Annotated in this window: 23 protein-coding genes; 13 read left to right on the top strand and 10 right to left on the bottom strand. The window is 41.6% G+C overall.

Features of this window, described 5'->3' with window-relative positions; translation table 11 throughout:
* Positions 1-6: 6 nt before the first annotated feature.
* On the bottom strand, positions 7-1,092 hold the full coding sequence (gene aroC / locus P2G54_RS01995) for a chorismate synthase (RefSeq protein WP_275867670.1): 1,086 nt from the start codon (positions 1,090-1,092) through the stop codon (positions 7-9).
* On the bottom strand, positions 1,092-2,537 hold the full coding sequence (locus tag P2G54_RS01990) for a BatD family protein (protein ID WP_275867669.1): 1,446 nt from the start codon (positions 2,535-2,537) through the stop codon (positions 1,092-1,094). The genes aroC and P2G54_RS01990 overlap by 1 nt, the downstream gene beginning before the upstream one ends.
* Before the next feature lie 115 nt (positions 2,538-2,652).
* On the opposite strand from P2G54_RS01990, the gene P2G54_RS01985 reads away from it, so the two are divergent.
* Entirely contained in the window at positions 2,653-2,841 is a 189-nt protein-coding gene (locus tag P2G54_RS01985; RefSeq protein ID WP_275867668.1) for a hypothetical protein, read from the top strand.
* Positions 2,842-2,905: 64 nt separating this feature from the next.
* Here the strand turns inward: P2G54_RS01985 and amt are convergent, their stop codons facing one another.
* Complete coding sequence (gene amt / locus P2G54_RS01980) at positions 2,906-4,135, bottom strand: ammonium transporter (protein WP_275867667.1); 1,230 nt, start codon at positions 4,133-4,135, stop codon at positions 2,906-2,908.
* A gap of 35 nt (positions 4,136-4,170) precedes the next feature.
* Complete coding sequence (locus P2G54_RS01975) at positions 4,171-4,509, bottom strand: P-II family nitrogen regulator (RefSeq protein WP_275867666.1); 339 nt, start codon at positions 4,507-4,509, stop codon at positions 4,171-4,173.
* 278 nt (positions 4,510-4,787) lie between these two features.
* Here P2G54_RS01975 and P2G54_RS01970 point away from each other — a divergent pair, with 278 nt between their 5' ends.
* Positions 4,788-5,693, top strand: a complete 906-nt coding sequence (locus P2G54_RS01970; RefSeq protein WP_275867665.1) for a nucleotidyltransferase — start codon at positions 4,788-4,790, stop codon at positions 5,691-5,693.
* A 24-nt stretch (positions 5,694-5,717) separates the two neighbouring features.
* Here P2G54_RS01970 and P2G54_RS01965 read toward each other — a convergent pair whose 3' ends face one another.
* Positions 5,718-6,824, bottom strand: a complete 1,107-nt coding sequence (locus P2G54_RS01965) for a DNA replication/repair protein RecF (RefSeq protein ID WP_275867664.1) — start codon at positions 6,822-6,824, stop codon at positions 5,718-5,720.
* A 91-nt stretch (positions 6,825-6,915) separates the two neighbouring features.
* Here P2G54_RS01965 and pdhA point away from each other — a divergent pair, with 91 nt between their 5' ends.
* From pdhA to P2G54_RS01930, 7 genes are all read left to right on the top strand, one after another.
* Positions 6,916-7,935 carry a pyruvate dehydrogenase (acetyl-transferring) E1 component subunit alpha gene (pdhA, locus tag P2G54_RS01960; RefSeq protein ID WP_275867663.1) on the top strand — a complete coding sequence of 340 codons (1,020 nt, stop codon included), beginning with the start codon at positions 6,916-6,918 and terminating at the stop codon, positions 7,933-7,935.
* Positions 7,936-8,049: 114 nt separating this feature from the next.
* Entirely contained in the window at positions 8,050-8,763 is a 714-nt protein-coding gene (locus P2G54_RS01955; RefSeq protein ID WP_275867662.1) for a tetratricopeptide repeat protein, read from the top strand.
* A 93-nt stretch (positions 8,764-8,856) separates the two neighbouring features.
* Positions 8,857-9,333 (top strand): 6,7-dimethyl-8-ribityllumazine synthase, encoded by a 477-nt coding sequence (gene ribH, locus P2G54_RS01950; RefSeq protein WP_275867661.1) that lies wholly within the window; start codon positions 8,857-8,859, stop codon positions 9,331-9,333.
* A 29-nt stretch (positions 9,334-9,362) separates the two neighbouring features.
* A complete protein-coding gene (locus tag P2G54_RS01945; protein ID WP_275867660.1) occupies positions 9,363-10,682 on the top strand; it encodes an aspartate kinase in 1,320 nt (439 codons plus the stop codon).
* Positions 10,683-10,742: 60 nt separating this feature from the next.
* Positions 10,743-11,081, top strand: coding sequence for a DUF6787 family protein (locus P2G54_RS01940; RefSeq protein ID WP_275867659.1), 339 nt, complete (start codon positions 10,743-10,745; stop codon positions 11,079-11,081).
* 72 nt (positions 11,082-11,153) lie between these two features.
* Complete coding sequence (locus P2G54_RS01935; protein WP_275867658.1) at positions 11,154-11,564, top strand: OsmC family protein; 411 nt, start codon at positions 11,154-11,156, stop codon at positions 11,562-11,564.
* A 107-nt stretch (positions 11,565-11,671) separates the two neighbouring features.
* Entirely contained in the window at positions 11,672-11,992 is a 321-nt protein-coding gene (locus P2G54_RS01930; RefSeq protein ID WP_275867657.1) for a hypothetical protein, read from the top strand.
* On the opposite strand, the gene rlmF is transcribed toward P2G54_RS01930, so the two are convergent.
* The 3 genes from rlmF to P2G54_RS01915 all read right to left on the bottom strand — a co-directional run bounded on the left by rlmF (position 11,989) and on the right by P2G54_RS01915 (position 15,304).
* Positions 11,989-12,945, bottom strand: a complete 957-nt coding sequence (gene rlmF, locus P2G54_RS01925) for a 23S rRNA (adenine(1618)-N(6))-methyltransferase RlmF (protein ID WP_275867656.1) — start codon at positions 12,943-12,945, stop codon at positions 11,989-11,991. The two genes, P2G54_RS01930 and rlmF, sit on opposite strands and share 4 nt — an antisense overlap.
* 23 nt (positions 12,946-12,968) lie before the next feature.
* A complete protein-coding gene (locus tag P2G54_RS01920; RefSeq protein WP_275867655.1) occupies positions 12,969-13,700 on the bottom strand; it encodes an SIMPL domain-containing protein in 732 nt (243 codons plus the stop codon).
* A 122-nt stretch (positions 13,701-13,822) separates the two neighbouring features.
* Entirely contained in the window at positions 13,823-15,304 is a 1,482-nt protein-coding gene (locus P2G54_RS01915) for a M14 family zinc carboxypeptidase (RefSeq protein ID WP_275867654.1), read from the bottom strand.
* 94 nt (positions 15,305-15,398) lie between these two features.
* Here P2G54_RS01915 and P2G54_RS01910 point away from each other — a divergent pair, with 94 nt between their 5' ends.
* A complete protein-coding gene (locus tag P2G54_RS01910; protein WP_275867653.1) occupies positions 15,399-16,409 on the top strand; it encodes a dipeptide epimerase in 1,011 nt (336 codons plus the stop codon).
* Positions 16,410-16,456: 47 nt separating this feature from the next.
* Here the strand turns inward: P2G54_RS01910 and P2G54_RS01905 are convergent, their stop codons facing one another.
* Both P2G54_RS01905 and P2G54_RS01900 read right to left on the bottom strand, forming a co-directional pair.
* Complete coding sequence (locus tag P2G54_RS01905; protein WP_275867652.1) at positions 16,457-17,152, bottom strand: response regulator transcription factor; 696 nt, start codon at positions 17,150-17,152, stop codon at positions 16,457-16,459.
* Positions 17,149-18,864 (bottom strand): HAMP domain-containing sensor histidine kinase, encoded by a 1,716-nt coding sequence (locus P2G54_RS01900; RefSeq protein ID WP_275867651.1) that lies wholly within the window; start codon positions 18,862-18,864, stop codon positions 17,149-17,151. The genes P2G54_RS01905 and P2G54_RS01900 overlap by 4 nt, the downstream gene beginning before the upstream one ends.
* Positions 18,865-19,074: 210 nt before the next feature.
* Here P2G54_RS01900 and lysA point away from each other — a divergent pair, with 210 nt between their 5' ends.
* From lysA to P2G54_RS01885, 3 genes are all read left to right on the top strand, one after another.
* The gene (gene lysA, locus P2G54_RS01895; RefSeq protein WP_275867650.1) at positions 19,075-20,307 is read left to right on the top strand and encodes a diaminopimelate decarboxylase; all 1,233 of its coding nucleotides are present in this window, start codon (positions 19,075-19,077) and stop codon (positions 20,305-20,307) included.
* 627 nt (positions 20,308-20,934) lie between these two features.
* The gene (locus P2G54_RS01890; protein WP_275867649.1) at positions 20,935-22,998 is read left to right on the top strand and encodes a gliding motility-associated C-terminal domain-containing protein; all 2,064 of its coding nucleotides are present in this window, start codon (positions 20,935-20,937) and stop codon (positions 22,996-22,998) included.
* A 728-nt stretch (positions 22,999-23,726) separates the two neighbouring features.
* Positions 23,727-23,954 (top strand): hypothetical protein, encoded by a 228-nt coding sequence (locus tag P2G54_RS01885; RefSeq protein ID WP_275867647.1) that lies wholly within the window; start codon positions 23,727-23,729, stop codon positions 23,952-23,954.
* Positions 23,955-23,956: the final 2 nt, after the last annotated feature.

Genomic DNA, 23,956 nt, shown 5'->3' with positions numbered 1-23,956 from the left:
GTGGGTTTATAAGTCCCTAAGTTTATTGCTTTTTGCCAATAATAAATAATCGGCTATGACCAATGCGGCCATTGCTTCTACGATTGGTACTGCACGAGGAACAACACATGGGTCATGTCGGCCTTTCCCACTGACAGTTACGGTGTCTCCGGACTCATTGACAGACTCCTGATCCTGCATGATGGTTGCGACAGGCTTGAATGCAACCTTGAAATAAATATCTTCTCCATTGGAAATTCCACCCTGAATCCCTCCTGAATAATTGGTGGTGGTTTTTACCCGATCTCCTTCCATCACAAAGGCATCATTGTGCTGGGAACCACGCATTTTTACTCCTTCGAAACCACTGCCATATTCAAATCCCTTAACAGCGTTGATGCTGAGCATAGCTTTTCCCAATTCGGCATGTAGTCTGTCAAAAACAGGCTCTCCCAATCCAGGAGGTGTGTTTTTGATTACACAGCTTACTACCCCACCAATGGTGTCCCTGTCCAATCGGACTGAATCGATAAGGCTTATCATTTTTTCTGCCATTTCTGGATCAGGACATCTGACGATATTTTCCTCAGCTTTGGAAAGATCCAATTCGGTATATGGTTTTTCCAAAGTCAAGTCTCCCACCTGAGAAACAAATGCATCAATCTGAATTCCTTTATGAGCCAAAAGCTGCTTGGCTACCGCTCCTGCTGCTACCCGTGCCGCAGTCTCCCGGGCACTGCTCCTGCCTCCGCCTCTGTAATCCCGAATCCCGTATTTTTCAAAATAGGTATAATCAGCATGAGAGGGGCGAAATTTATCGGCAATGTGAGAGTAATCCTTGCTTTTCTGATCCGCATTTCGAATGACTATACCGATGGAAGTACCGGTGGTTTTTCCCTCGAAAACTCCTGAAAGAATTTCTATTTCGTCCTCCTCTTTTCTTTGGGTGGTAATCTTGGATTGACCGGGTTTCCGTCTTTGCATCTCCATTCTGATCTGCTCAATATCCAACTCCAAACCCGCCGGGCAACCCTCAATAATTACCCCTAAAGCTATACCGTGGGACTCACCAAATGTGGTGATCTTGAATAGCTTACCAAATGAATTGCCCATTATTTCTTTCTTATGATAAACACCGCCAAAAAGACCACTGAGGCCAATAGAAGGAGGTTAATTGCGGTCGTAAAATAGTATTTATATTGCTCGTTTAAAAACTTGTTGTCCTCGCCGCTGATCCGATCATAGATTCCTCCCAGTCTTTGACTGGAAATCGCCTGATTGACTTTGCTCTCACCTACCACCCGGATTTTAGCAGCTGGCTTCAAGGTATCGTACACAGCCCTGACCGGATCAAAATAAATCCACTCAAAATACTTCTCCAATTCCACTTCTGCTGCCTCATTGATGGTGATGTAATAGTTAAACTCTTTAATACCGGAAACCCTACCATAGCCTCTATTGATTTGCTGGCGCACGTTGGGGTCATAAGTCGTAAAATTGGGTGCAGGAAGCCTGCGAGGAGCTGAAATGGAATTTATATTCCCTACCCCACTTATTCCGAAGTTATAGTTGAACCCTTCTCCTGTTTCAACCTCCAATTCGGTAATATTCTCGCGTAACTGAAACTGTCCAACGGAAACTTCATTTCTCAATGGATGAGGAGGAAGAGGTTTTACTTTTACAGTCTTTGGAGCTGAATAAAAGGTTTTGAAATCCTCTTGTCTGTTGGATCCAAAAAAGGTTGGATTCTTTGCCACCCTGTACTTGATCATTTCCCAGGGTATACTGGGGATATTGATTTCTCCTTCGGAAAATGGGAAAAAAGTGGCTTCATAAACTTTATACCTCACCCAACGCTTTCCATTGATCATGACCTGCTCAGGTTCAATATTGGTGATATTGTAATTTTCCTCCCAGGCTTTACTGGGTTTGATTTTCTTCAAAACCTCATCCAATTGTTCTCCAGCTTTATGGAAATTGAATGGCGCCTGATTTGACTCAGACATGTAAAATGCCAAATTGATCGAAAAACCTTCTCCTGCAAATATCTCCTCCTTATCTACAGATACGGAAAAGAAAGCCTCATCATCCAATTCAATATATTCGGGTTCCTCTTGAGTTCTACCGAAAAAATCCGCAAAAGGATCATACCCAGGTCCAAGGGAGCCCTGTGAACTTACAGGATCGCCTACGCTTATTTTCTTTCCTTCAAAGTCAAAGGTGTTTCCATTGATGGTAATCTTAAAGGAGGGTAGTGTATAATCTCCTTTCCGCAAGGGCTTGTAGTATTGTATGATACTATTGGAGCTCGTTACCTGTCCGTTGATGACATTCATGGAAGAGGATTGTGAAATCCCTTGTTTCTGAAAACCCGGGATTTCTGGAAACTGGTCGTAGGATTTTATTTTTTCGTTGGAAACGTTTATTTTAATAGTGAACGTTTCGTTTAGTCCGATTTTGTCCGGACCCAATTCAACTTCCACTTCTTGCCCCAACAAATTACCGGCAAAAAGCGACAGGTAAAATACCAAAAGGGAAGTGATTAGCGTTTTTGACATGGTTGCGAAATTAAGGATATTTCCTTTTTCATTAACCCAATTTTACGCAACAATAAAGGATTTGCTACCGTAGAAAAACTTAAATTCAGTTAATATAACCTAAACTCTTTAAGCTATGATAAATTACGTGAAGACCATCTTGGAAAAGGTAAGCTTCTCAAAGTATCTGTTTGAACGAGAGCTCAAAAAAGGACTAAAACTGATTTTACCAAGCGAATTGGAGGAATTTAGGCACTGGTGTTATGAGATGTTTGGGAAACTCCACCTCTCGATTCTCAACAGACATTTCGCTCCGGCAACTTAAGTGCAAAAAAGCCCCATCCAAAATTGGATGGGGCTCATTTTTTATGGTTGATTATATAGTTGGTTTAGTCTTTACTGGCAAAATCCGGATACGCCCTCATGCCATGCTCATTGATGTCCAGGCCTTCAACTTCTTCTTTTTCATCTACCCGAATTCCAATTGTTTTCTTCAATGTGAAGAATATGATTCCTGCAAATAAGAAACAGAAAACGCCAACAGCTGCGACTCCGATCAATTGAGAGATAAACTGATCCATTCCAGCCAATTCTCCAAAAAGGCCTACTGCCAAGGTACCCCAGATTCCTCCCAACAAGTGCACGGAAATAGCACCTACGGGATCATCGATTTTGAGTTTGTCAAACAGAACCACCCCAAAAACAACCACAGCCCCGCCAATAAATCCGATAATTGCAGAATCCCAAATACCCATTTGGTCAGCACCAGCCGTAATCCCCACCAATCCCGCGAGAATTCCATTGAGGACCATGGTAATATCATAGGATTTAAACTTCAAGTAGGAAATAATCAGGGCACCAAATGCTCCTGCCGCCGCTGCAATTGAAGTAGTCACAAATACCCTGGAAACAGCTCCCGGGGCGGCGCTTAACACGGAGCCTCCGTTGAATCCAAACCAGCCAAACCAAAGCAAAAAGACCCCGAATGTAGCCAATGGAAGATTGTGCCCCGGAATCGCACTCATTCCTCTTTCCGTGTATTTTCCAATTCTTGGACCCAATAAATACGCACCAATTAAAGCTCCCCATCCCCCTACGGAATGAACAATGGTAGATCCTGCAAAATCATAGAAAGGAACATCCAAGGTGTTCAGGAATCCTCCGCCCCATTTCCACATGCCTACGATAGGATAGCATATCGCCACATATAAAACAGAAAAGAAGATAAATGGGCCCAGCTTGATCCGCTCAGCCACAGCACCTGAAACAATGGTTGCTGCGGTCGCGGCAAACATGGCCTGGAAGATAAAATCAGTAAAATAGGTATACCCCTCATTGTAGTTGGAAGTATCCCAACCCTCAGGCAAACTCAGGCCCAATCCCGAAAAGCCGAAAAACGATCCTGCAAAATCGGCTCCTGGATACATGAGGTTAAAACCCACCAAGGCATAGGTCAAAAGACCAATGGCGGGAATAATAGTATTTTTAAATAGAATATTAACGGTGTTTTTGGCTCGGGTCAGTCCGGCTTCCAGACTGGCAAAGCCCAAATGCATGATAAATACCAAAATGGTAGCTATCATCATCCATAGATTATTAACTGTAAACAGGTCTTGCATCGGTTTGAATAGGTTGAATTGAAACTAGATTTAAATCAAAGGGCATTTTCACCGGTGTCATTATTTCTGATTCGGTAGGCTTCCAAGACATCAAAGACGAAGATTTTGCCGTCTCCAATCTCCCCGGTTTTCCCTTCTTTAAGAATGCAGCTGACCACTGCTTCCACTAGCTCATCAGGAACTACGATTTCCAACTTGGTTCTTGGTATGTAGGCCGGCTCGTAGGCGACCCCTCGATACATTTCCTGTCGGGCATGCTCAAATCCCATCCCCTTGATTTCATAAAAGGAAAGGAATTTCACACCCATTCCTGCCACGCAGTTATGAATCTGATCAAATCGTGAGGTTCGAATGATCGCCTCTATCTTTTTCATTTTTTCAATGAGTTTAATGGTTTGTTGAGATTTCGGCATGAAATTAATTGAAAAATTGTACCAAAATCATTTAATGGATATTTTTTTATCTCATTTTTTAATTTTTTATGTTTCAAAAAGAATTTTAGGGCTTTAAAATACCCACATAACTTATTTTTAATCATTATTTTTAATTTTTATGGTTCTTTTTTAAACTTATCAATCAATAATGATGTGTTGTGTTGCCTTGCGACCCAAGGAGAAAACTTTAATTTTGCGCGTTCTATGTTTAAAACACTATGAATCAGAAACCAACTTTATTAGTACTTGCAGCGGGAATGGGAAGCAGATATGGGGGAAACAAACAAATTGACGGCTTTGGACCCCATGGAGAAACCATTCTTGAATATTCAATTTTTGATGCCATCCGGGGAGGATTTGGCAAGGTCGTTTTTATCGTCCGAGAGGAAATCCTGGAAATCGCCAAGGAAAAATTTCTACCCAAACTCGAAGGAAAAATTGAAGTGGATTGGGTGATCCAGTCCTTGGACAGCTTTGTGCCCGCTGAACTAAAACAAGCAGATCGTAAAAAGCCCTTTGGTACCGCTCATGCTGTCCTCTGTGCAAAAGATGCGATTCAAGAACCCTTTGCGGTGATCAATGCGGATGATTTCTACGGAAAGGAAGCATTTGATGTATTGGGCAAATTTCTTTCCTCCGAAGTTCGACCAGATCTCCATGCTATGGTGGGATATGCCATCCAGAATGTTTTGTCTGAAAATGGAACCGTCAGCCGGGGTGTTTGTGAGACTAATGAAAAAGGACAGCTCATCGGAATGACCGAACGAACTTCCATTGCCCGGGAAGGAGATAAAATTGTCAGCAGAGGTGAAGGAGAAGTGTTGGAAATTGCAGAAAACACGCCTGTAAGCATGAATTTTTGGGGATTCCATCCGGCCGTATTTGCCGATATCGAGCAGATGTGGAAGGAGTTTCTTCCTGCCAATCTTGAGAACCTGAAGTCCGAATTTTACATCCCAACCGTAGCCAATAACCTGATCAAGGCAGGGAAAGCAGCTTTTGAAATTCTGCCCGGAGGAAAGACTTGGTTTGGAGTAACCTATACCGGGGACAAGCCAGTGGTAATTGATGCATTGAAAAAATTACATGAAACCGGAGAATATCCGGAAGATTTATGGAAATAAATGAAAGAGGCTTCGGCCTCTTTTTTATTGCTCTGGATTTACCTTTCCTTTCTCCACTCCAAAGAAAAAAACCTCTGAGTCCAATTCGGTCAAAATAGCATGGGACCGCTCAGGGCGGGCATCCGTCAAAAAGATCTGTCCAAAAGTATGTCTGGAGATCAATTGCATCATTTGGGCAATCCGGGTATCATCCAGCTTGTCAAAAATGTCGTCTAATAATAATAGTGGCTTCTCTCCTTTTGCCTGTTCGAAAATCTGGAACTGAGCCAATTTCAAAGCGATAATAAAGGACTTTTGCTGGCCTTGGCTCCCGATTTTTCGGATGGGATGCTCACCGATCAGGAAGCTGTAATCGTCCTTGTGAATCCCGGCATTTGAGTTTTTGGTAATCAAATCCTTCTTTTTAAGGCTGAAAAAGTATTCTCTGAAATCGTCTCTCAAAGCTTCTGTTTCATAAATGATGGACACTTTTTCTTGCCCTTGGGATATTTCCTCATAATGGGATTGAAGCAAAGGAGCTACTTGCTGCATCAATTCAGCTCTCCTTTGAGCCAAGATTTGGCTCAACTGAATCAATTCTTCGTCATAGCCCTCCAAAAGCGTAAAGTCCCTTCTTCCTGTCTCCGCAAATTGCTTGAGAAGGGCATTGCGCTGTTTGAGAAAATGGTGGTACCGGATGAGTTGGTTTAGATAAGTACGGTCAAGCTGGGAAAGCAATCCATCAAAAAACTTGCGACGGCCTTCGCTTCCTCCTTTAATCAACTCGGTATCATCCGGAGCGATCAGCACCAAAGGAATCAACCCCACATGATCTGCTGTTTTGTCCAGTGCTTTTCCGTTTTGCCAGATTTGTTTCTTTTTCCCCAGTTCAAAGGTACAGCGTACCTCCAGGGGTTTTTGATCAATTTCAAATTGCCCTTTGATGGCAAAGAAATCCCGGTCGTGCTGGACATTTAGGGAATCACTGGACTGCACCGCACTTTTTGTCAGGGACAAATAATGGATTCCGTCCAAAATATTGGTTTTACCACTCCCATTCAGGCCCATGAAGCAATTGATCTGAGGACTGAAGTCCAGCCGGGTTTTCTCGTGGTTTTTAAATTGAAGGAGTTCCAGGGACTTCAGATACATGTCTTGGGCTAATTATTTTGGTGGCAGCCTGATTATTAGGAGAGGTTGTTTATATTTGGGGCCTAAAATAGCATATTTTGATCATTACGATATGGCAAAGAAAACTGCAGCGACCAAGTCAAAGGTGAATTATTCGAAGGAAACCTATGCTTTCTGGTATGAAAGCATGCTCCTAATGAGAAGGTTTGAAGAAAAAGCCGGACAACTTTATGGTCAGCAAAAAATACGCGGATTCTGTCACCTTTACATAGGTCAAGAGGCCTGTGCTGCTGGCGCAATCACCGCTTTGGAAAAAGACGACAAATGGATCACCGCATACAGAGATCACGCACATCCACTAGGACTGGGAACTGACCCGGGAGCTGTGATGGCTGAATTGTATGGAAAAGCTACCGGTACTACTAAGGGTAAAGGTGGGTCCATGCACATTTTCGATAAGGAAAGAAACTTCATGGGAGGTCACGGTATCGTAGGTGCACAGGTACCTATGGGACTAGGAATCGGCTTCGCTGAAAAATACAAAGGCACAAAAAATCTTTGCATCTGTCACATGGGTGACGGCGCCGTACGACAGGGTGCTGTGCACGAAGCTTTCAACCTGGCCATGCTTTACAAGACCCCAGTGATCTTTGTAATTGAAAACAACGGATATGCCATGGGTACTTCCGTGGCCCGTACCTCCAATGTGACCGAACTTTATCAAATCGGAGAATCCTACGACATGCCTGCATTCCCAGTGGATGGCATGAACGTAGAAGCGGTTCATGAAGCAGTGGTTGAAGCTGCAGAAAGAGCCAGAAGAGGAGACGGCCCTACCTTGTTGGAGTTCAGAACTTATAGATACAAGGGACACTCCATGTCCGATCCTCAGAAATACAGAACCAAAGAGGAAGTTGAAGAATACAAGAAAAAAGATCCTATCGAGCAGGTATTGAAAACCATTCAGGAAAACAACATCCTAACTGAAGATGAAATCAACGCCATCAATGCAAAAGTGAAGCAGCAGGTAACTGAAGCAGTGAAATTTGCAGAGGAATCTCCTTGGCCTGACGGACAGGACGCGTTCAAAGACGTGTACGTTCAGGAAGACTATCCATTTGTGATGGAATAATCCCATCCACTGAAAAGTCCAAAAGCCATGAAAACGAGCTGGATTCATGGCTTTTTTACTGGGCTTTGCTTAATTCATAAAAACCGTATATTTGCGCCTGAAATTTTGAGTAACATGGCAACGAAACAATCTAAAAAAGCAGGAGAACACCATCAAAACGAAATTCTGGAAAACCCGGAAATTCTTGCCGAATCCCTCGGTCGTGGTGAGGCTTTTTTGAAGAAGAATAGTAAAGTTCTGGGCGGTGTTTTAGCCGCTGCAATTATTTTGATCGGAGGAATTCTGTTTTTCCAGATCAGTAATCAAAACCAGAACGAAACTGCCCAGGAAGATATGTTCCAGGCTGTTTATTTCTATGAGCAGGACAGTATTGACTTTGCGCTCAATGGAGACGGCATCAACCCTGGATTCCTTTCTATTGTGGATGAATATCCAAATACAGAAGCCGCTAACCTAGCTAACTTCTACATTGGCTCCATCTATCTTTCCGAGAGAAATTTTGCAGATGCAATTACCTATTTGGAAAAATTCTCTGCAGACGATTACCTCGTTCAGGCTAAAGCTTATTCTTTGTTAGGTGATGCTTACTTGGAAAGCGGTAACCTTGATAAAGCTATTTCAAACTATGAAAAAGCTGCTTCCTATGAGGACAACAAGTACTTTACGCCTAAATATTTGGCGAAGCTTGCTGTTGCTTATGAAGAAGCTGGACAGATTCAGAAAGCAATCGATGCATACGGAGAAATTGAGGAGAATTACTTTGAATCCTATGAGTACTCTGCTGCTCGAAAACATAAAGCTCGCTTAGAAGGCCTTGCCGCTAAGTAATGCTTCTGCTATAAGCACCAATTAGAAGAGTAAGGTCCAACGTGATCTTACTCTTTTTTTGTTATTGAAAAACCTGATTAAAATCTAACTATCATGGCTACTGCACTCAAAAGCCTGAGCGAACACAGCTCAAAAAATATACAGGACATCAGTTCCAGAAAATTTGCCATCGTTGTTTCTGAATGGAATGAGGAAGTTACTGAAGCTCTTTTTTCAGGAGCTTATCAGACCCTGATCCAGCATGGAGCAAAAAAAGAAAACATCATCCGAAAAAATGTACCCGGCTCGTTTGAGCTTTCATTGGGTGGACAGTGGATGGCTCAGCAGGAGGAAATCGACGCAGTCATCTGTCTAGGCTGTGTGATCCAGGGAGAAACACGCCACTTTGATTTTATCTGTGATGCAGTCGCACAAGGAATCACCAATGTAAGTTTGAAGTACAATAAGCCCGTGATATTCGGTGTCCTTACTCCGAACAACCAGCAACAAGCTCTTGACAGAGCTGGGGGAAAGCATGGCAACAAAGGTGATGAAGCAGCAATCACCGCCATCAAAATGCTCGGATTCTAAACGAACTCAAACCTATAATAAACACCTACATGAAAGTAATGAAATTCGGGGGGACCTCCGTAGGAAAACCCGAGCGCATGCACCAGGTCAAAGACTTGGTAACCCGAGGGGATGAACCCACCATCGTTGTACTTTCTGCGCTTTCCGGAACCACCAATGCTTTGGTTGGAATCGGGGAAGCCCTGGCAGAAGCGAACCGAATCCTGGCTAAAGAGCGAATTGACGCCCTTCATGCCCACTATCTTGAATTTTACCCTGCCTTGCTCAAAACTGAAAAGGGAAGAGCCAAAGCTGAAGACATCATCAAAGAACATTTTGAGTTTTTGAATATCATCCTGAAAATCTCCTTCAATGAAGCGATCAACAGGGATATTCTGGCTCAGGGAGAATTGTTGTCCACAAAGCTTTTCTATACCTTATTGGAAGAACTCAACATCCCAGCAGTTTTCCTAGGGGCTCTGGATTTCATGAGTATAGATGAAAACTCAGAACCCGAGCTTTCCAAAATTTCAGAAAAACTTAAAGCAATTTTGGCTCAGCATCCCGGTGAAAAACTATTTGTCACTCAGGGATATATCTGTAAAAACCACAGAAATGAAGTGGACAACCTGAAGCGTGGGGGCAGTGATTATACTGCATCACTGATCGCTGCAGCAATCAATGCCTCGGTTTGTGAAATCTGGACAGATATTGACGGGATGCACAACAACGATCCCAGAATAGTGGACAAGACCCGGCCTATTGCAGAGCTATCCTTTGACGAGGCTGCTGAGTTAGCTTACTTCGGGGCCAAAATTCTCCACCCTGCCTCTATCTGGCCTGCCCAACAATACAATGTACCTGTCAGGCTTCTCAACACCATGGATCCCGAAGCACATGGTACCCTGATCAAAGAAGATGTGGAAACGACCGGCGTGAAGGCCATTGCTGCCAAAGACGGAATCACGGCCATTAAAATCAAATCCAGCCGTATGTTGTTGGCTTATGGTTTCCTGAGAAGAGTCTTTGAAATTTTTGAAAAGTACAAGACTCCGATCGATATGATCACCACATCAGAGGTTGCAGTATCCGTAACAATTGATGATCTGAGCCATCTAGCTCAAATACAGAAGGAATTGGAAGCATTGGGCTCTGTGGAAGTGGACCAAAATCAAACAATTATCTGTATTGTGGGCAATATGGTTTCTGAAACCAGAGGTGCTATCAAATCGGTAATGGACAGCATCAATAATATTCCTATCCGAATGGTATCCTATGGAGGAAGCAGACACAATGTCTCTATCCTTATCGACTCCAAATTCAAAAAAGACGCATTGCAAAGTCTCAATGAAGGAGTCTTTAACTGGTAAAACTAATGGCCGGCCTAGTCCGGCCATTTTTTTTCATTTCCATCTGATTATTTTTATAGCATGAACAACCCCAAAGACCGTCCCGGATTTCTGAAAAGACTCCAAGCCAAATGGAAACTAAATAGTCTATTTCAGGTAGTGATGGTCCTTGTGGTCTTTGCATGTACAGGCTTTACTATTCTATTCATAAAGAACCCCATTCTGGATTTCTTTGGGGTAGAACGAGGAGAGGAAAGCGACATGCTAAACACAGTGCTTTATCTCTTGCTGGTATTGCCTCTGTACCAGATATTTTTACTTATTTATGGATTCATTTTCGGCCAGTTCAGTTTTTTTTGGGAAAAAGAGAAGCAAATATTCCATAGAATGGGAAGGCTTTTTCAATCAAAAAAGAAATAATATTAAACTAAATAGACTCCTAATTGATTTAAACATTATAACTGATTTTTAACCTTAAATACTTTAATCCAAATGATCAGAAAAGCAACCGCAGTATGGCAGGGTAGTGGAAAAGAAGGCAAAGGCCATCTAACTACAGCCAGTTCCGCATTGGAAAAAAACCAATATTCCTTCAGCTCTAGATTTGAGAATGGAGTAGGAACCAACCCTGAGGAATTGATTGCAGCAGCTCACGCCGGCTGTTTTGCCATGAAGTTGAGTTTCAACCTAAGTGGTGAAAATTTCCCCCCAAAGGAATTGGAAGTAACCTGCAACATCACCTTTGAAGAAGGTACTTTAAAAAAATCCCACCTAGTCCTCAAAGCTCAAGTGGAGGGCATCAGTGAAGAAAAATTTGCTGAATTAGTCGATGATGCTAAACAAAATTGCCCCATTTCAAGGGTTTTGAACACCGAAATCAGCGTGGAGTATACCTTGAATTAAATTGCTTAATCCAAATAGGCCTCTAGGGCCTGTTTTTTTTAAACGCTTTGTGAAAAGATGCGTATAAGCCTGAGAATACTTTTACTAAACCACTATTTATTAACACCATGAATACCACTGAAGAAGTCCTGATCCAATCAGGTACAAACCGGCTGGTCTTTTTCAAAAATGCCAGTATCGCTATCCTTTTCCTTTCAATCTTTTTTGCCTTTGGAGGGAAATTTAGTCCGGAAACATCCCGATGGTTTGCTTGGTCATTTTTGTTTACTCCTCTCGCAGCGGGGATTGCGGGGATCATTTTTAGAAATACAGAAGATCTCAGGGGTTCAAAAGGAAGCAAAAAAGCATTGGGCTGGACCATAGGTTTGACAGCCTATTTGGTAATGATCCCTTTGGGGCTCTTACTGGGATTAAATGGCCCCAATTAATTTCCTTCCCACCTGAATTTTTTCCAGTTTTCCATTTGCCTTTGGTTTAAAAAAGTCCAAGCCACAATCCGACTTTTTTTAGACCCTTGGTACATGGCAATGGTTTGGTATTGAGCCACTCCTGTTTTTTTCAACATCTGATAGATTGACTTGAGATTTTCCTCTTTGGCTACCAAGGTCGTAAACCAAAAGCAACTATGCCTAAACTGAAGGCTTTCTCGAATCATTTTTCGGATAAATTCAGCCTCTCCTCCCTCACACCAGAGTTCTCCGGCTTTTCCTCCAAAGTTCAAAATCGCATTTTCGACTTTCTTTCCAGTAAGGTTCTTCACTTTGCGAAGACTCCCCTCTCTGGCCTCCTTTTCGGACTGGTGAAATGGAGGGTTGCATACGATCAAATCAAAAAATTCCTCCTGTTGCATGACTCCATCAAAAATCTTATGAAAATCAGTCTGTCTTCGGATCTGGATGTTAGGCTGTAAACCAGGGTTCCTATTAAGAATCTCTTTCGCAACCTCTATGGATCCCGGATCTTGCTCAGAGCCAAAAAAAGACCATCCATAGATCGAGTTCCCAAGAATTGGGTAAATAAGATTGGCACCGGTACCCACATCAAAAACGTGCACTTTCTTCCCTTGGGGGATTTTACCCCCATTACTCCGGGCAAGCAAATCTGCAGCATAGTGGATGTAATCCGCCCTTCCGGGAATAGGGGGACATAGGTAACCTTCAGGAATATCCCAATAATCAACTTGATAATATTGCTTCAGCAAAGCCCGGTTTAAGGCTTTTACAGCATCAGGGTTGGAAAAATCCAGTGTCAAGTTTCCGTATTCATTGGTGAAAACCCAAGGTCGAAGTTCCGGATCCGAATTTGCCAAAAGCTCGAGGTCATATCGACCTTGGTGCAGATTTCGAGGGTGCAGTCCGGGTTTAGGTGATGCTTTGGACATGGAACAAAATTACACAGTTCACATCAATCCACCTCAAAAGTCAACTTCATCGTAATGGAAGCTGTCTTGTTTTTGGAAGAAGTATTGAAAGTGCCTCCCCAAGAATAGTCCTCTCCAGAGTTTTGACCGGTAATCTGAAAAATCCCCATATTGGCATTGATCAGATCTCCCAGTTTTGCCTGAGAATTTTCAGCAATTCTTTCTGCTCTAACCCTGGCATCTTCTGTAGCCTTGGCCACCATTTCCAGTTTGAGAGATTCTAAACCGGTATAATAGTATCGTGGGGGCTGAGAATAAAAAGCGATCCCCTGATTCAATAATTCTGTAATCTCACGGCTGGTCTTTTCTACTTTTTCCACCTCTTTGGATTCAATTTTGAGAGATTGATTGAGTTGGTAGCCGGTAAAAGTCTGCCCCATATATCTTCCATCATTGGAATAATTCTGCTGGTACATGGGGTTGGTAATTACAGCATTGAAGACCAATTGATCGGCCGGAATCCCTTTGGACTTTAGATATTCTGTAACTGCTTTTCTGTCTTTTTCCAAATCCGAATAGGCCGACTTTATATCACGGCTTTCCCTGCTGAAATTCCCTTCCCATACGATCAGATCCGAAGTGAAATTAGTTTCCCCCAAGCCAGTCACATGGATGGTTCCCTGGGCTTTGTTTCTATTGATTACCGCATTTCCAAGTATAAATGCTGCCACGATGATGGCTATGGCAAAAAGAATAGCTGAGATGTTATTTTTCATAAAGGATCAGGATAAAAATGAATAGTATCTAAATTCAGGTTTCTCAATCCAAAAAGCAAATAACCCGCCGAAAAGCGGGTTATTGGATTAAGTTTAGGGGATTTAAGGAATTTTAGGCTTCCTTAATCAATCTTGTTTTTATAAAGCTGGCTTTTCGGATTTTTCAAATCAATCAGATAGCCATTTACCACTGCATAATTTAATTCCCCCTCTTTGGAGAGGAAAAAGTTAGGTGCTTCTCCTGTTTTCCAACCCGAAGAGAAGGCATCCTTGTCTTTCAAAACAAGAATGGGAAGGTTGTGTAAGTCCTTGGATTCTCCACTCTTGACTTTTACGGCTAGGTAACCCTCTCTTAAAAGTTCGAGGGCCTTTTCTTCACTGATCTCCTCCACTCTTTCAAAAGCCGGCTCATAAACTTTGCCTTCCTTATAGGTATGACCAGTTGCATCCAATTCCTCAAAACCAAAATAAACCTGCATATCCCCAACGTCCTCTATAGATCCGTTGACAAAGTAGGTATCATCGGCGTTGCTTTCACGGCGCCGGATTGCAATGTCGATTGGATACTGATTCCCCTCTACTTCTACTAGCATTTCATTGACCTTTAGGTCCACCAACTGCAAGTCATTGTCCGGGATAGCAAAGTATTGGTCTATGGTATATCCCTCATACCCTTTAGTGGCAATTTGATGCAGGGCATTCAGGATCACCATAAAGTTCAATTTACGGATGTACTGCTTTTCAGGGTCTCCTACATAGCCTCCCGATTCAATCAGAATGGTACTGGTTCCCCATTTTTGAATATTGTCCCCAAAAGCCCTGGGCTCAAAGGCATCGTCATATTTTCCAACTTGTCCAGGGATCAACTGCTGCAGAACCTCGTTCATGCCGGCTATTGTTTTCATAGCGCGTCCCCGAACTTCATTGATATCAGTTTCATAATTATAGGCCGGAGCCAAAACAGAAATCGTGGCCTGTTTTGGAGTGTTGACCACATTGTAATAAATCTGCTGATCATGTAAGTTGAAACCAAACTCAGGCTCAAATCTATCCCTCGCTCCTTTCAGAATAACAGCTTCCGGTGAAATCTGGGAAATTGCATCCCTATTGAGGTCAATATCCAAAGAATTTCTTCTCTTGAAAGCCTCCGCACCATCCGGGTTGATCATTGGGATAAATTTGATAGTAAGATTATCCTTCAAAGCAGCTCTCAGATCTTCAAACTCATCTCCTGAAGCTTCCAGAAAATTAAAAAGATCAAAAAGAGACATGGTCGCCGTACTTTCATTGCCATGCATCTGAGACCAAAGCATGACTTTGGTTGCACCGCTTCCCCAATCCAAAGAAGTGATGCTTCTTCCCTCAATGGAATGGCCCAGCTCCTCGGTAGAAAATGCTCCGGAATGTTTTTGAATCAAAGGCTGCAAATCCGCATGCCTGAATCTTCTGTGGGTAATTCCCGGTTCCTTAAATTGCTCAAAGGCCTTTTCCAAAGTCCCTAAGTCTGTTGTTTCTACAGTGGGTTCTGTTGCAGTTTTACACCCAAATACCCCTAAAGAAAACAGCAAAAACAGGCTTAAGAAAGAGTGGATTCTATTTTTCATAACAATGGTTTTTTTCGATCGACAAATAGTAAATCTAGCCATCTTGGAATGAAAAATCGGCTTATTTTTGTCAAAAATCACAAATTTTCACCCCATGAAACTCTCCTATTTCGTCGAGGATCTTCCGCTCAAGCACACCTTCACCATTGCCCATCAAAGTCGGGATATTCAGGACACACTCATCGTCAAGCTGGAGGATGCAGGTTTTTACGGTTTGGGAGAATCGACCACCAATCCATTTTACGGGATGACCATCGCCAACATGAGCGAAAGTTTGGAGAAATTCAGACCAATCGTGGAGGAAGGTGAATGGGAAAGTCCTGAGGAGCTTTGGGAACTAGGAAGGGAGGTTTTTAAGGATAATCCTTTTGCTCAATGTGCGCTTGACATGGCAGCATGGGACCTTTTCACAAAGAAGAAAGGACTAAAGCTATACGAATACCTTGGGCTTGATCCAAAAGATATACCTGTCACCAATTTTACCATCGGGATTGATACTGTTGAAAAAATGGTCTCGAAAATGAAAGAAGTGGATTGGCCTATCTATAAAATCAAATTAGGCACTCCACAAGATCTTGAAATTGTTCGGGAACTGAGGAAGCATACCGATGCCGTATTCCGAATCGATGCCAACTGTGCCTGGACTGCTGAGGAGGCAATTAGAAATTCCGAGGAACTGGCAAAACTTGGGGTTGAATTCATGGAACAGCCTCTTGGAAAAGATGATTTGGAAGGAATGCGAGAGGTTTATCTGCATAGCAAGCTTCCGGTGATGGCAGATGAGAGTTGTATTGTAGAGTCAGATGTGAAAAAATGCCATGGCTTATTCCATGCAATCAATGTAAAACTAGTTAAGGCCGGAGGGATTACCCCTGGTCTGAGAATGATTCGGGAAGCCAAATCTCTTGGAATGAAAACCATGGTTGGATGCATGACCGAATCTTCTATTGGAATCACAGCCATAGCCCACATCGCTCCATTATTGGACTATGTGGATATGGATGGGGCCATGTTGCTTGCCAAGGACCCGGCAAAGGGAGTGGTCATTACTCCTGAGAAAGTAATATTTCCAGAAGGCCCGGGAATCGGTGCTGAACTGGTATAAAACAAGGCGATGGAACTCCATCGCCTTGTTTGTTTCTTAATTCGGGATTAGGCTTCGCCTACAATAAGTTTGAAGCCCTCCCCGTGAACCGTGATGATCTGGACTTTGGGATCGTCTTTTAGCAATTTCCGGATTTTGCTCAGATACACATCCATGCTCCTCGCGTTGAAATAGCTATCATCGCCCCAGATTTGTTTTAAGGCATGACTCCGGTTGACCAATTTGTTGATTTCTGAAGCCAACAGACGTAACAGTTCATTTTCCTTGGAAGTAAGCTTATGTTTTCCCTGTGGACCTTCCAGGATTTGCTCGTCATAATGAAGCGTAAAATCCCCAAAATTATACACTTTCAATGGTGTAACTTCCTGGGATTTTTGGGTTCTTCTCAAAATGGCATTTACCCTTAGTAGGAGTTCCTCCATACTAAAGGGCTTTGTCAGATAATCATCCGCACCGATTTTTAAACCTTCTATGATATCATCCTTTTGGTTTTTTGCCGTCAGAAACAAAATCGGCAGATCTTCCTGAACCTTTTTGATTTCCTTTGCCAAGGTAAACCCGTCTTTCTTGGGCATCATGATATCCAACAGACAAAGGTCGTATTTGTCTTTTTTGAATTTATTCCAACCTTCTTCCCCATCACGGCAAAGAGTAGGTTCGTATCCTTTCATTTCAAGATATTCCTTCAAAATATCACCCAGATTGGGATCATCTTCTACAAGTAATAGTTTGGCTTTGCTCATTGTCTTTTGGGTAGCTTTATAGTAAATATACTTCCTTTTCCAGGCTCACTTTGAACTGATATATCTCCTTTGTGGGCTTCCAGCATAGTTTTGACATAGGAAAGTCCCAGCCCGAATCCTTTTACATCATGGAGATTCCCTGTTGGAACACGATAAAATTTATCGAATATCTTCCGCTGGGCATCCTTGTTCATTCCAATTCCATGATCCTGAATACTGATGAAGACTTGGGCCTGATCGTCCCATGCTTTTATTTCAATTTCAGGATTTTCAGGGGAATACTTGTTTGCATTGTCCAACAAATTGTTCAAAATATGATTGAGGTGGAAATTATCCCCTTCTATCTTTCCGTCTAGCATATTATTTTCAAGAGTGATGCTCCCGTTTCTCTTTTCAATCTGCAGGCTTATATGTTCAACGGTATTTTCTAGTAGCTCGGACAAATCAATTTCCTCAATTTTCAATTTGAAGTCCTTTTTATCCAAGGCTGCGGCCTGCAATACGTTTTCCACCTGAGAAACAAGACGCTTATTTTCATCCTTGATGATTCCCAAATACCGGGTCCGAAACTTATCCTGTGTAGATAAATCCGGATCTTGAAGCGCCTCAACTGCAAGACTCACTGTGGCCAATGGTGTTTTAAATTCATGAGTCATGTTATTGATGAAGTCATTCTTAATATCCGAAAGCGCTTTTTGCCTGAGAATGACTTGTATCAAATAGACAAAACAGAAAATGATCACTCCGATAAATACCAAGGAACTGGATATAGGCAGCCAAACTTGTCTTAAGACATGGTTGTCCTTCTCCGGGAAAAAGATGTATAGGTAATTGTCCTTACCTAGGATGTCATTGGGGAAAAGTTTAGCCTGAACCCCATATTGCACGAGTCGAAATGGCTCAAAAACTTTCCCAATGGATATCAAAAGTCCATCATCATTTAAAAGCCCTAGCTCAAAATCCTCTGTAATCCCTCTTTCCAACAGATGGTTTTTTACCAACTTGCGTACCTGAGACGTATCCAATCTGTCCAAAATCGCCCGTTGCCCTTCAGCCATCTCCTCCCAGGCTTTGTTCATCAGATCGATTTTGAGATTGGTTTTTTTGATTTTTTCCAGGGCATCTTCTGAAATATTGATCTCATTTACCTGTTCTTCATCCATTCTCGGCCTAGCCTGTCTTTGAAAAGGAGATACATCAACCCTACTTAAATATTGTAACTGACGTTCCTTTTCCTCCAGTAAAATTGCCATTTCATCCGGGGTGAAAATAGAGGAAGCCACCTCTGGAGTCATGTAAGTGAAAAAGGTTTCAAGCTCGGCCATAATACTCATGTCCAAGCCTCTGGACTCAAGGATCCTCTTAAAAGTCTGGCTCACTTGAGGCACGGTTTCAATTTTAAGCGTATCAATGATCGAAGGGCCATTTCGGTATCGAGTTCTTGGCCGAATCTGTACCTCAATTGGGTCGATTTTTTCAAATAAGGATTCCTTCAAGGCCGGATCCCGAATCAGTTGGCTAAGCAACACATCGCTTGTTTCTCCTTTTTCCAGTTGATCCACTGTCCCTGAAAGTGCCTGGTAGACTTCTTGATCAAACCGCTCCTGATTGATCCGGATGGCATTCCTCACCCAATAGTACTGAAAACCCATCAAGCCTAAACTTGCGATGGACATCAAAACTATAATCAGGGTGATTTTATTCTTGGACATGCTACAAATTTAGAGGCTTTATCAGGTAGGCTTGAAGGCTTAACATTATTTAACGGGCTGAATTCAAGGATATTGAGCCCTGTAAGCCATCCCTCACTTTTACAAAACCTCCTGAATGAATGAAATTCTACCCTAAACCTTTGGCTAAAAGATCGATAGGATCCGGTCTTTCTTTTCTATTTATCTATCTTTGCAGGCAAATTTCAGACCATGTCAACTGCTCAAAACCCTATTCAAATCCAAGGTGTAAGCTTGGAATCCATTGCTGAAGAATTTGGCACCCCTGTTTATGTTTACGATGGAAAAAAAATAGTTTCCCAAGTAAAAATCCTACAGGAGGCTTTTTCGGAGGTGCCCCTGAAAATCAAATATGCCACCAAGGCACTTTCAAATGTCAGTGTGCTAAAATTGATGAAAAAGGCAGGAGCAGGAGTTGACGCAGTATCCATTGAGGAAGTTCAACTTGGACTTTTGGCAGGTTTCGAAGCTTCGGAAATCATGTACACTCCAAGTGGTGTGAGTTTTGAAGAGATTCAAGATGCGGTGAATTTGGGAGTAATGATCAATTTGGATAGCATCCCTTTGATGCGGCAATTCGGAAAGGAATATGGATCAAGTGTACCAGCCTGTATCCGAATCAATCCCCACATAATGGCAGGCGGAAACATCAAAATTTCTGTTGGGCACAAGGCAAGTAAATTCGGTATATCTATTGAACAGCTTTCCGAAATCTTGGAAGTAGTAAAAGAATATGATTTAAAAATAGAAGGACTTCACCTTCACACCGGGTCAGATATACTGGATGCTGAGGTGTTTCTAAAAGGAGCGAATGTCCTATTCGAAGCGGCATTCAATTTCCCGGACCTAAGATTTATAGATTGCGGAGGAGGATTCAAAGTAGCCTACAAACCAGAGGATATCAGCACCGATATCATGGAAGTGGGCAAAAAAGTATCAGCCGCTTTTCAGGCTTTTTGTAAAGAATATGGACGACAGCTGGAGCTTTGGTTGGAGCCGGGCAAGTTCTTGGTAAGTGAATGTGGCCTCCTCTTGGTAAAAGTCAACGTAGTCAAGAAAACTCCAACAATTACCTTTGCGGGGGTAGATTCTGGTCTAAACCATCTCATTCGCCCAATGCTTTATGATGCCTATCACGGTGTATACAATCTCAGTAATCCCTCTGGACCACTAGAAACCTATCATGTGGTGGGCTATATCTGTGAGACCGACACCATTGCTTCCAATCGGGAATTAAACGAAGTCCGGGCAGGAGATATCCTGGTCATCAAAAATGCCGGGGCATATGGTTTCAGTATGGCATCCAATTACAATTCCAGACTCAGACCCGCAGAAGTTTTGGTTTGGGAAGGAAAAGCCCAATTAATCCGAAAGCGGGAAACCTTTGAGGATATAATTTCCAACCAAGTCATCATTGACTTATAAGAGCCAAGGCACTTTTCGAAGTGCCTTTTTTTTTGTACTTCTTCTCCTTTTATACAGATATATATAATAATGTATCCAGTAAAAGTCCTTTAACCAAGGACTAAAACCTGCTTAAAAGCCTGATTTTTCTTTAGAATTTCATATCAAAACCCAGACTTTTTCATTCAAAAAGGAGTGAAAAGGGGAAAAAACCCTCTTTATTAAATCCAGTAATATCTAAAAACTGAGCTCTAAAAAGGGATTGAATGCCCTAGAAATCCAATTTTTTGGACATTCAAAAGGGCCTAATCAAAAAATTTTAAAATTTTGTAAAATTTTTTTTTGATCCGCCATTTCTAACTTTTAGCATTTCATAATCATAAAAAAGCTTCACTTCTATGCTTTTTTGATAATGGTACAATTTTAAGAAAAATAATATTTTTTCCAGTAGCATTTCACTTATTGGCCTAAGCCCCAAACTCTTGCATAAAAGAATTTTTATCCCATAATTTCATGAAATACGGTGATTTTTAGAATATCATTTTGCTGTATATGATTTACAAAAAATAATATTTTAAAACACAAAATACACAAAAGCAGATTTATAAGGCAGATTTTAAAGTTTAAAAGCTAAACAAAATACAACAGGTGAAAAACAAGGGTTTTAAATATGGAATAATGGTTATTGTGCTGATGCTAGGCACAATGATGAATTATTCTGTTTTTGCCCAGTTTGCCTTTGAACTTCCTTCTAGCGCAAATGGAAGAATCCTCGACAACTCTATTCAAGTGGCAGTAAGCGGGAAACTTGCCCTTTGTTCCCACACTGAAAAAGGCAGTATTATTTTGGACGTGACGGGAGGAACACCTCCTTATACTTTTCTCTGGAACAACTTGACAACCACTCAAAACAGAGAAAATCTTTATGCGGGTACCTATACAGTAGTAATCACTGATTCAAAAGGCCTAAAGCATACCGAGAACATCGTAGTTCAACCTCCTTATCCATTAATTCTAAACCCTCTTGAAAAAAGAGATGCAACATGTGGGTCTGGAAATGATGGCTATGCCAAAATCTCTGTTAAAGTTGGAAGAGGGGAACCTTACAAAGTTTATTGGAGCAACGGGCTTCGCGATGTTTGGGAAGCAAGCAATCTTCTACCGGGTACTTACACCGTTATTGTAGCAGATGAATATAACTGCGATGTTTCTGTAAGCTTTGAAATCAAGTCTGCCGCCGAAGGAGTAAATGTTACCGAATCCATAAAGGACGCTTCTTGCTCAGGGAAGAATGATGGGGCTATCTCATTGAATGTAACCGGTGGAAAAGCTCCATATACATTTAAGTGGAGCAATGGGTCCACAAGCAAAGACCTTTCTAATCTTACTTCTGGCACTTATGACGTTGTGATCACAGACCAAACAGGTTGTAGCTTTCAAGCATCATACAAAGTGGGACAACCTGAAACCATGACGGTGACCACAGAGGAAATCCTTCCATCCTGTGAGGGGAACAGCAATGGAGAAATCAAATTGAATGTAATTGGCGGTACTGCTCCATACACTTATTCCTGGAGCAACGGACAGTCTGGAGCCACTGCAAAAAACCTGAATGCTGGTACATATTCTGTAAGAATCACTGATGGCTCAGGTTGCTTCATTGACAAAAGCTTCTCCCTTTCAAACCAGTCTTCTTTGGATCTACGCTTGGTAACCTCTCAGGATTTGAGTTGTAGCGGTGAGGAAGACGGATTAATTCAAATCGAGGTAACAGGTGCACTCGGTAATTATGATGTAATTTGGTCCGATGGTATTACAGGAGCCTTGCTTAGAGAAAAGCTAGCATCCGGAACCTACGAAGTAAGAGTTAAGGACCAAAGCGGTTGCGAAGTATCTAAATCTGTGGTATTGGAAAAGCCTCAAGCAATTCAGGCAAGAATCGAAACAACGCTTGATGTCAATTGCGAGTCAGGCTCTGTGACTGGAGTTGCTTGGGTATCTATTCAGGGAGGAAAAGAACCTTATACTATCAATTGGAACACTGGCGATGAAAACCTTCGCGAAATCAACTATTTCCAGTCTGGTTCACTTAAAGTTACCATAAAAGATGCTTTGGGATGTACAGCTGAATCAGAGGTGAAAGTTGACTATCCATCCTTAATCAATAAAAATGGCAGATTGGACTTTCAGTTCAGAAAACTGGAGATTACATCAGAACCAGAAGTAATGATCAATGACGAGATCTTGTTTGAAAGTGAGATTTCTCCTGAATTTATCGCTTGGGAATGGGAATTCGGAGATGGTAAAAAATCCACAGAAAAAGACCCTGTCCACATTTTCAAAAAGTCTGGAACTTATGAGGTTCGATTGACTGGCTACGATATGTTTGGATGTTCGAGTGTTGAAAAAAACACCGTACAAGTAACAAGCCCTGCTGAAATGGTAGTAGTTCCTAATGCCTTCACTCCTAACGGAGATGGACTAAATGATACCTTCTTCCCTAAAATTAGAGCAGTTTCCTCTTTCTCGATGGAAGTATTCAATACTTGGGGAGAAAAACTTTACAGTGAAGCTAATATTGAAAGTTCAGGATGGGATGGGACTTATAAAGGACAAGCATCTCCTGCAGGAAATTACATTTTCAAAATAACTTATTCCACCTTTGATGGACAGGAATTTAGCCGCACGGGAGGAATGACACTAATTAGATAAGAAACGCATTCAAATTCTTCAGCAATAGTTGAAAATTGGTCCAGGTTTAAGCTTACCACTGAGATATGCTAGGGTTCCTCGATCAAATCCTTTCATCCTACTATCAATACAAAGGCACTTTTCGAAGTGCCTTTGTATTTTGATACCCTGATCTCTCTTTATATATATTATATCTTTCCTTAGATATAGGTGTTAAGGACAAAGACATACAGATTGTTTTGGCTTTTTTAATTAGGAAGAATTGATTTTCCCACCGATTTCAACTAGAAGCGAGATCAAAAGTCCCCATATGCCCTTTGAATCAAGCCAAAAAAGCGCTTCGTAAACCAAGCCAAACACGAGCGTAGATCATTAAAATCCAATTTTTCCCATCTTAAAACGGTCGGACAGAAAAAAAAATAAAAAAAATTTTGATTTTTTTTCACACCCTGTTTTTCAAGGTTTTAGCATTTCATCATCATAAAAAAGCTTCACTTCTCCGTTTTTTTGAAAATGGTACAATTTTAAGAAAAATAATATTTTTTCCAGTACTGCTCAAATAGTTTGGCTCCGCTTAAAAAGCTTGCATAATAGAATTTTTATAACATAATTTCATAATAAAGGGATATTTATAGAATATCATTTTGTTGTATATGATTTACAAAAAATAATATTCTAAAATATGAAATACACAAAATCAGATTTATAAGGCAGATTTTAAACTCTAAAAACGAAACAAAATAAAAGAGGTGAATAATAAGGGCTTTACATATGGATTCATGATCATTTCGCTGATTGTCTGCTCAGTGATGATTTATTCTGCATTTGCCCAATTAGGAATGGTACTTTCTTCCTACAAGAACGGAAGAACCCTCATCGACAAAAGCCTTCAGGTAGAATTGAGCAGCAAGCCTGCCCTCTTCCCTAATTCAAAAAGAGGCAACATTATTTTGGACGTTACCAGAGTATTACTCTAATC

Origin of the sequence: Algoriphagus sp. CAU 1675 (assembly GCF_029222925.1) — a bacterium.
Classification (GTDB): domain Bacteria; phylum Bacteroidota; class Bacteroidia; order Cytophagales; family Cyclobacteriaceae; genus Algoriphagus.
This window is presented reverse-complemented; position numbering and strand designations above follow the sequence as displayed.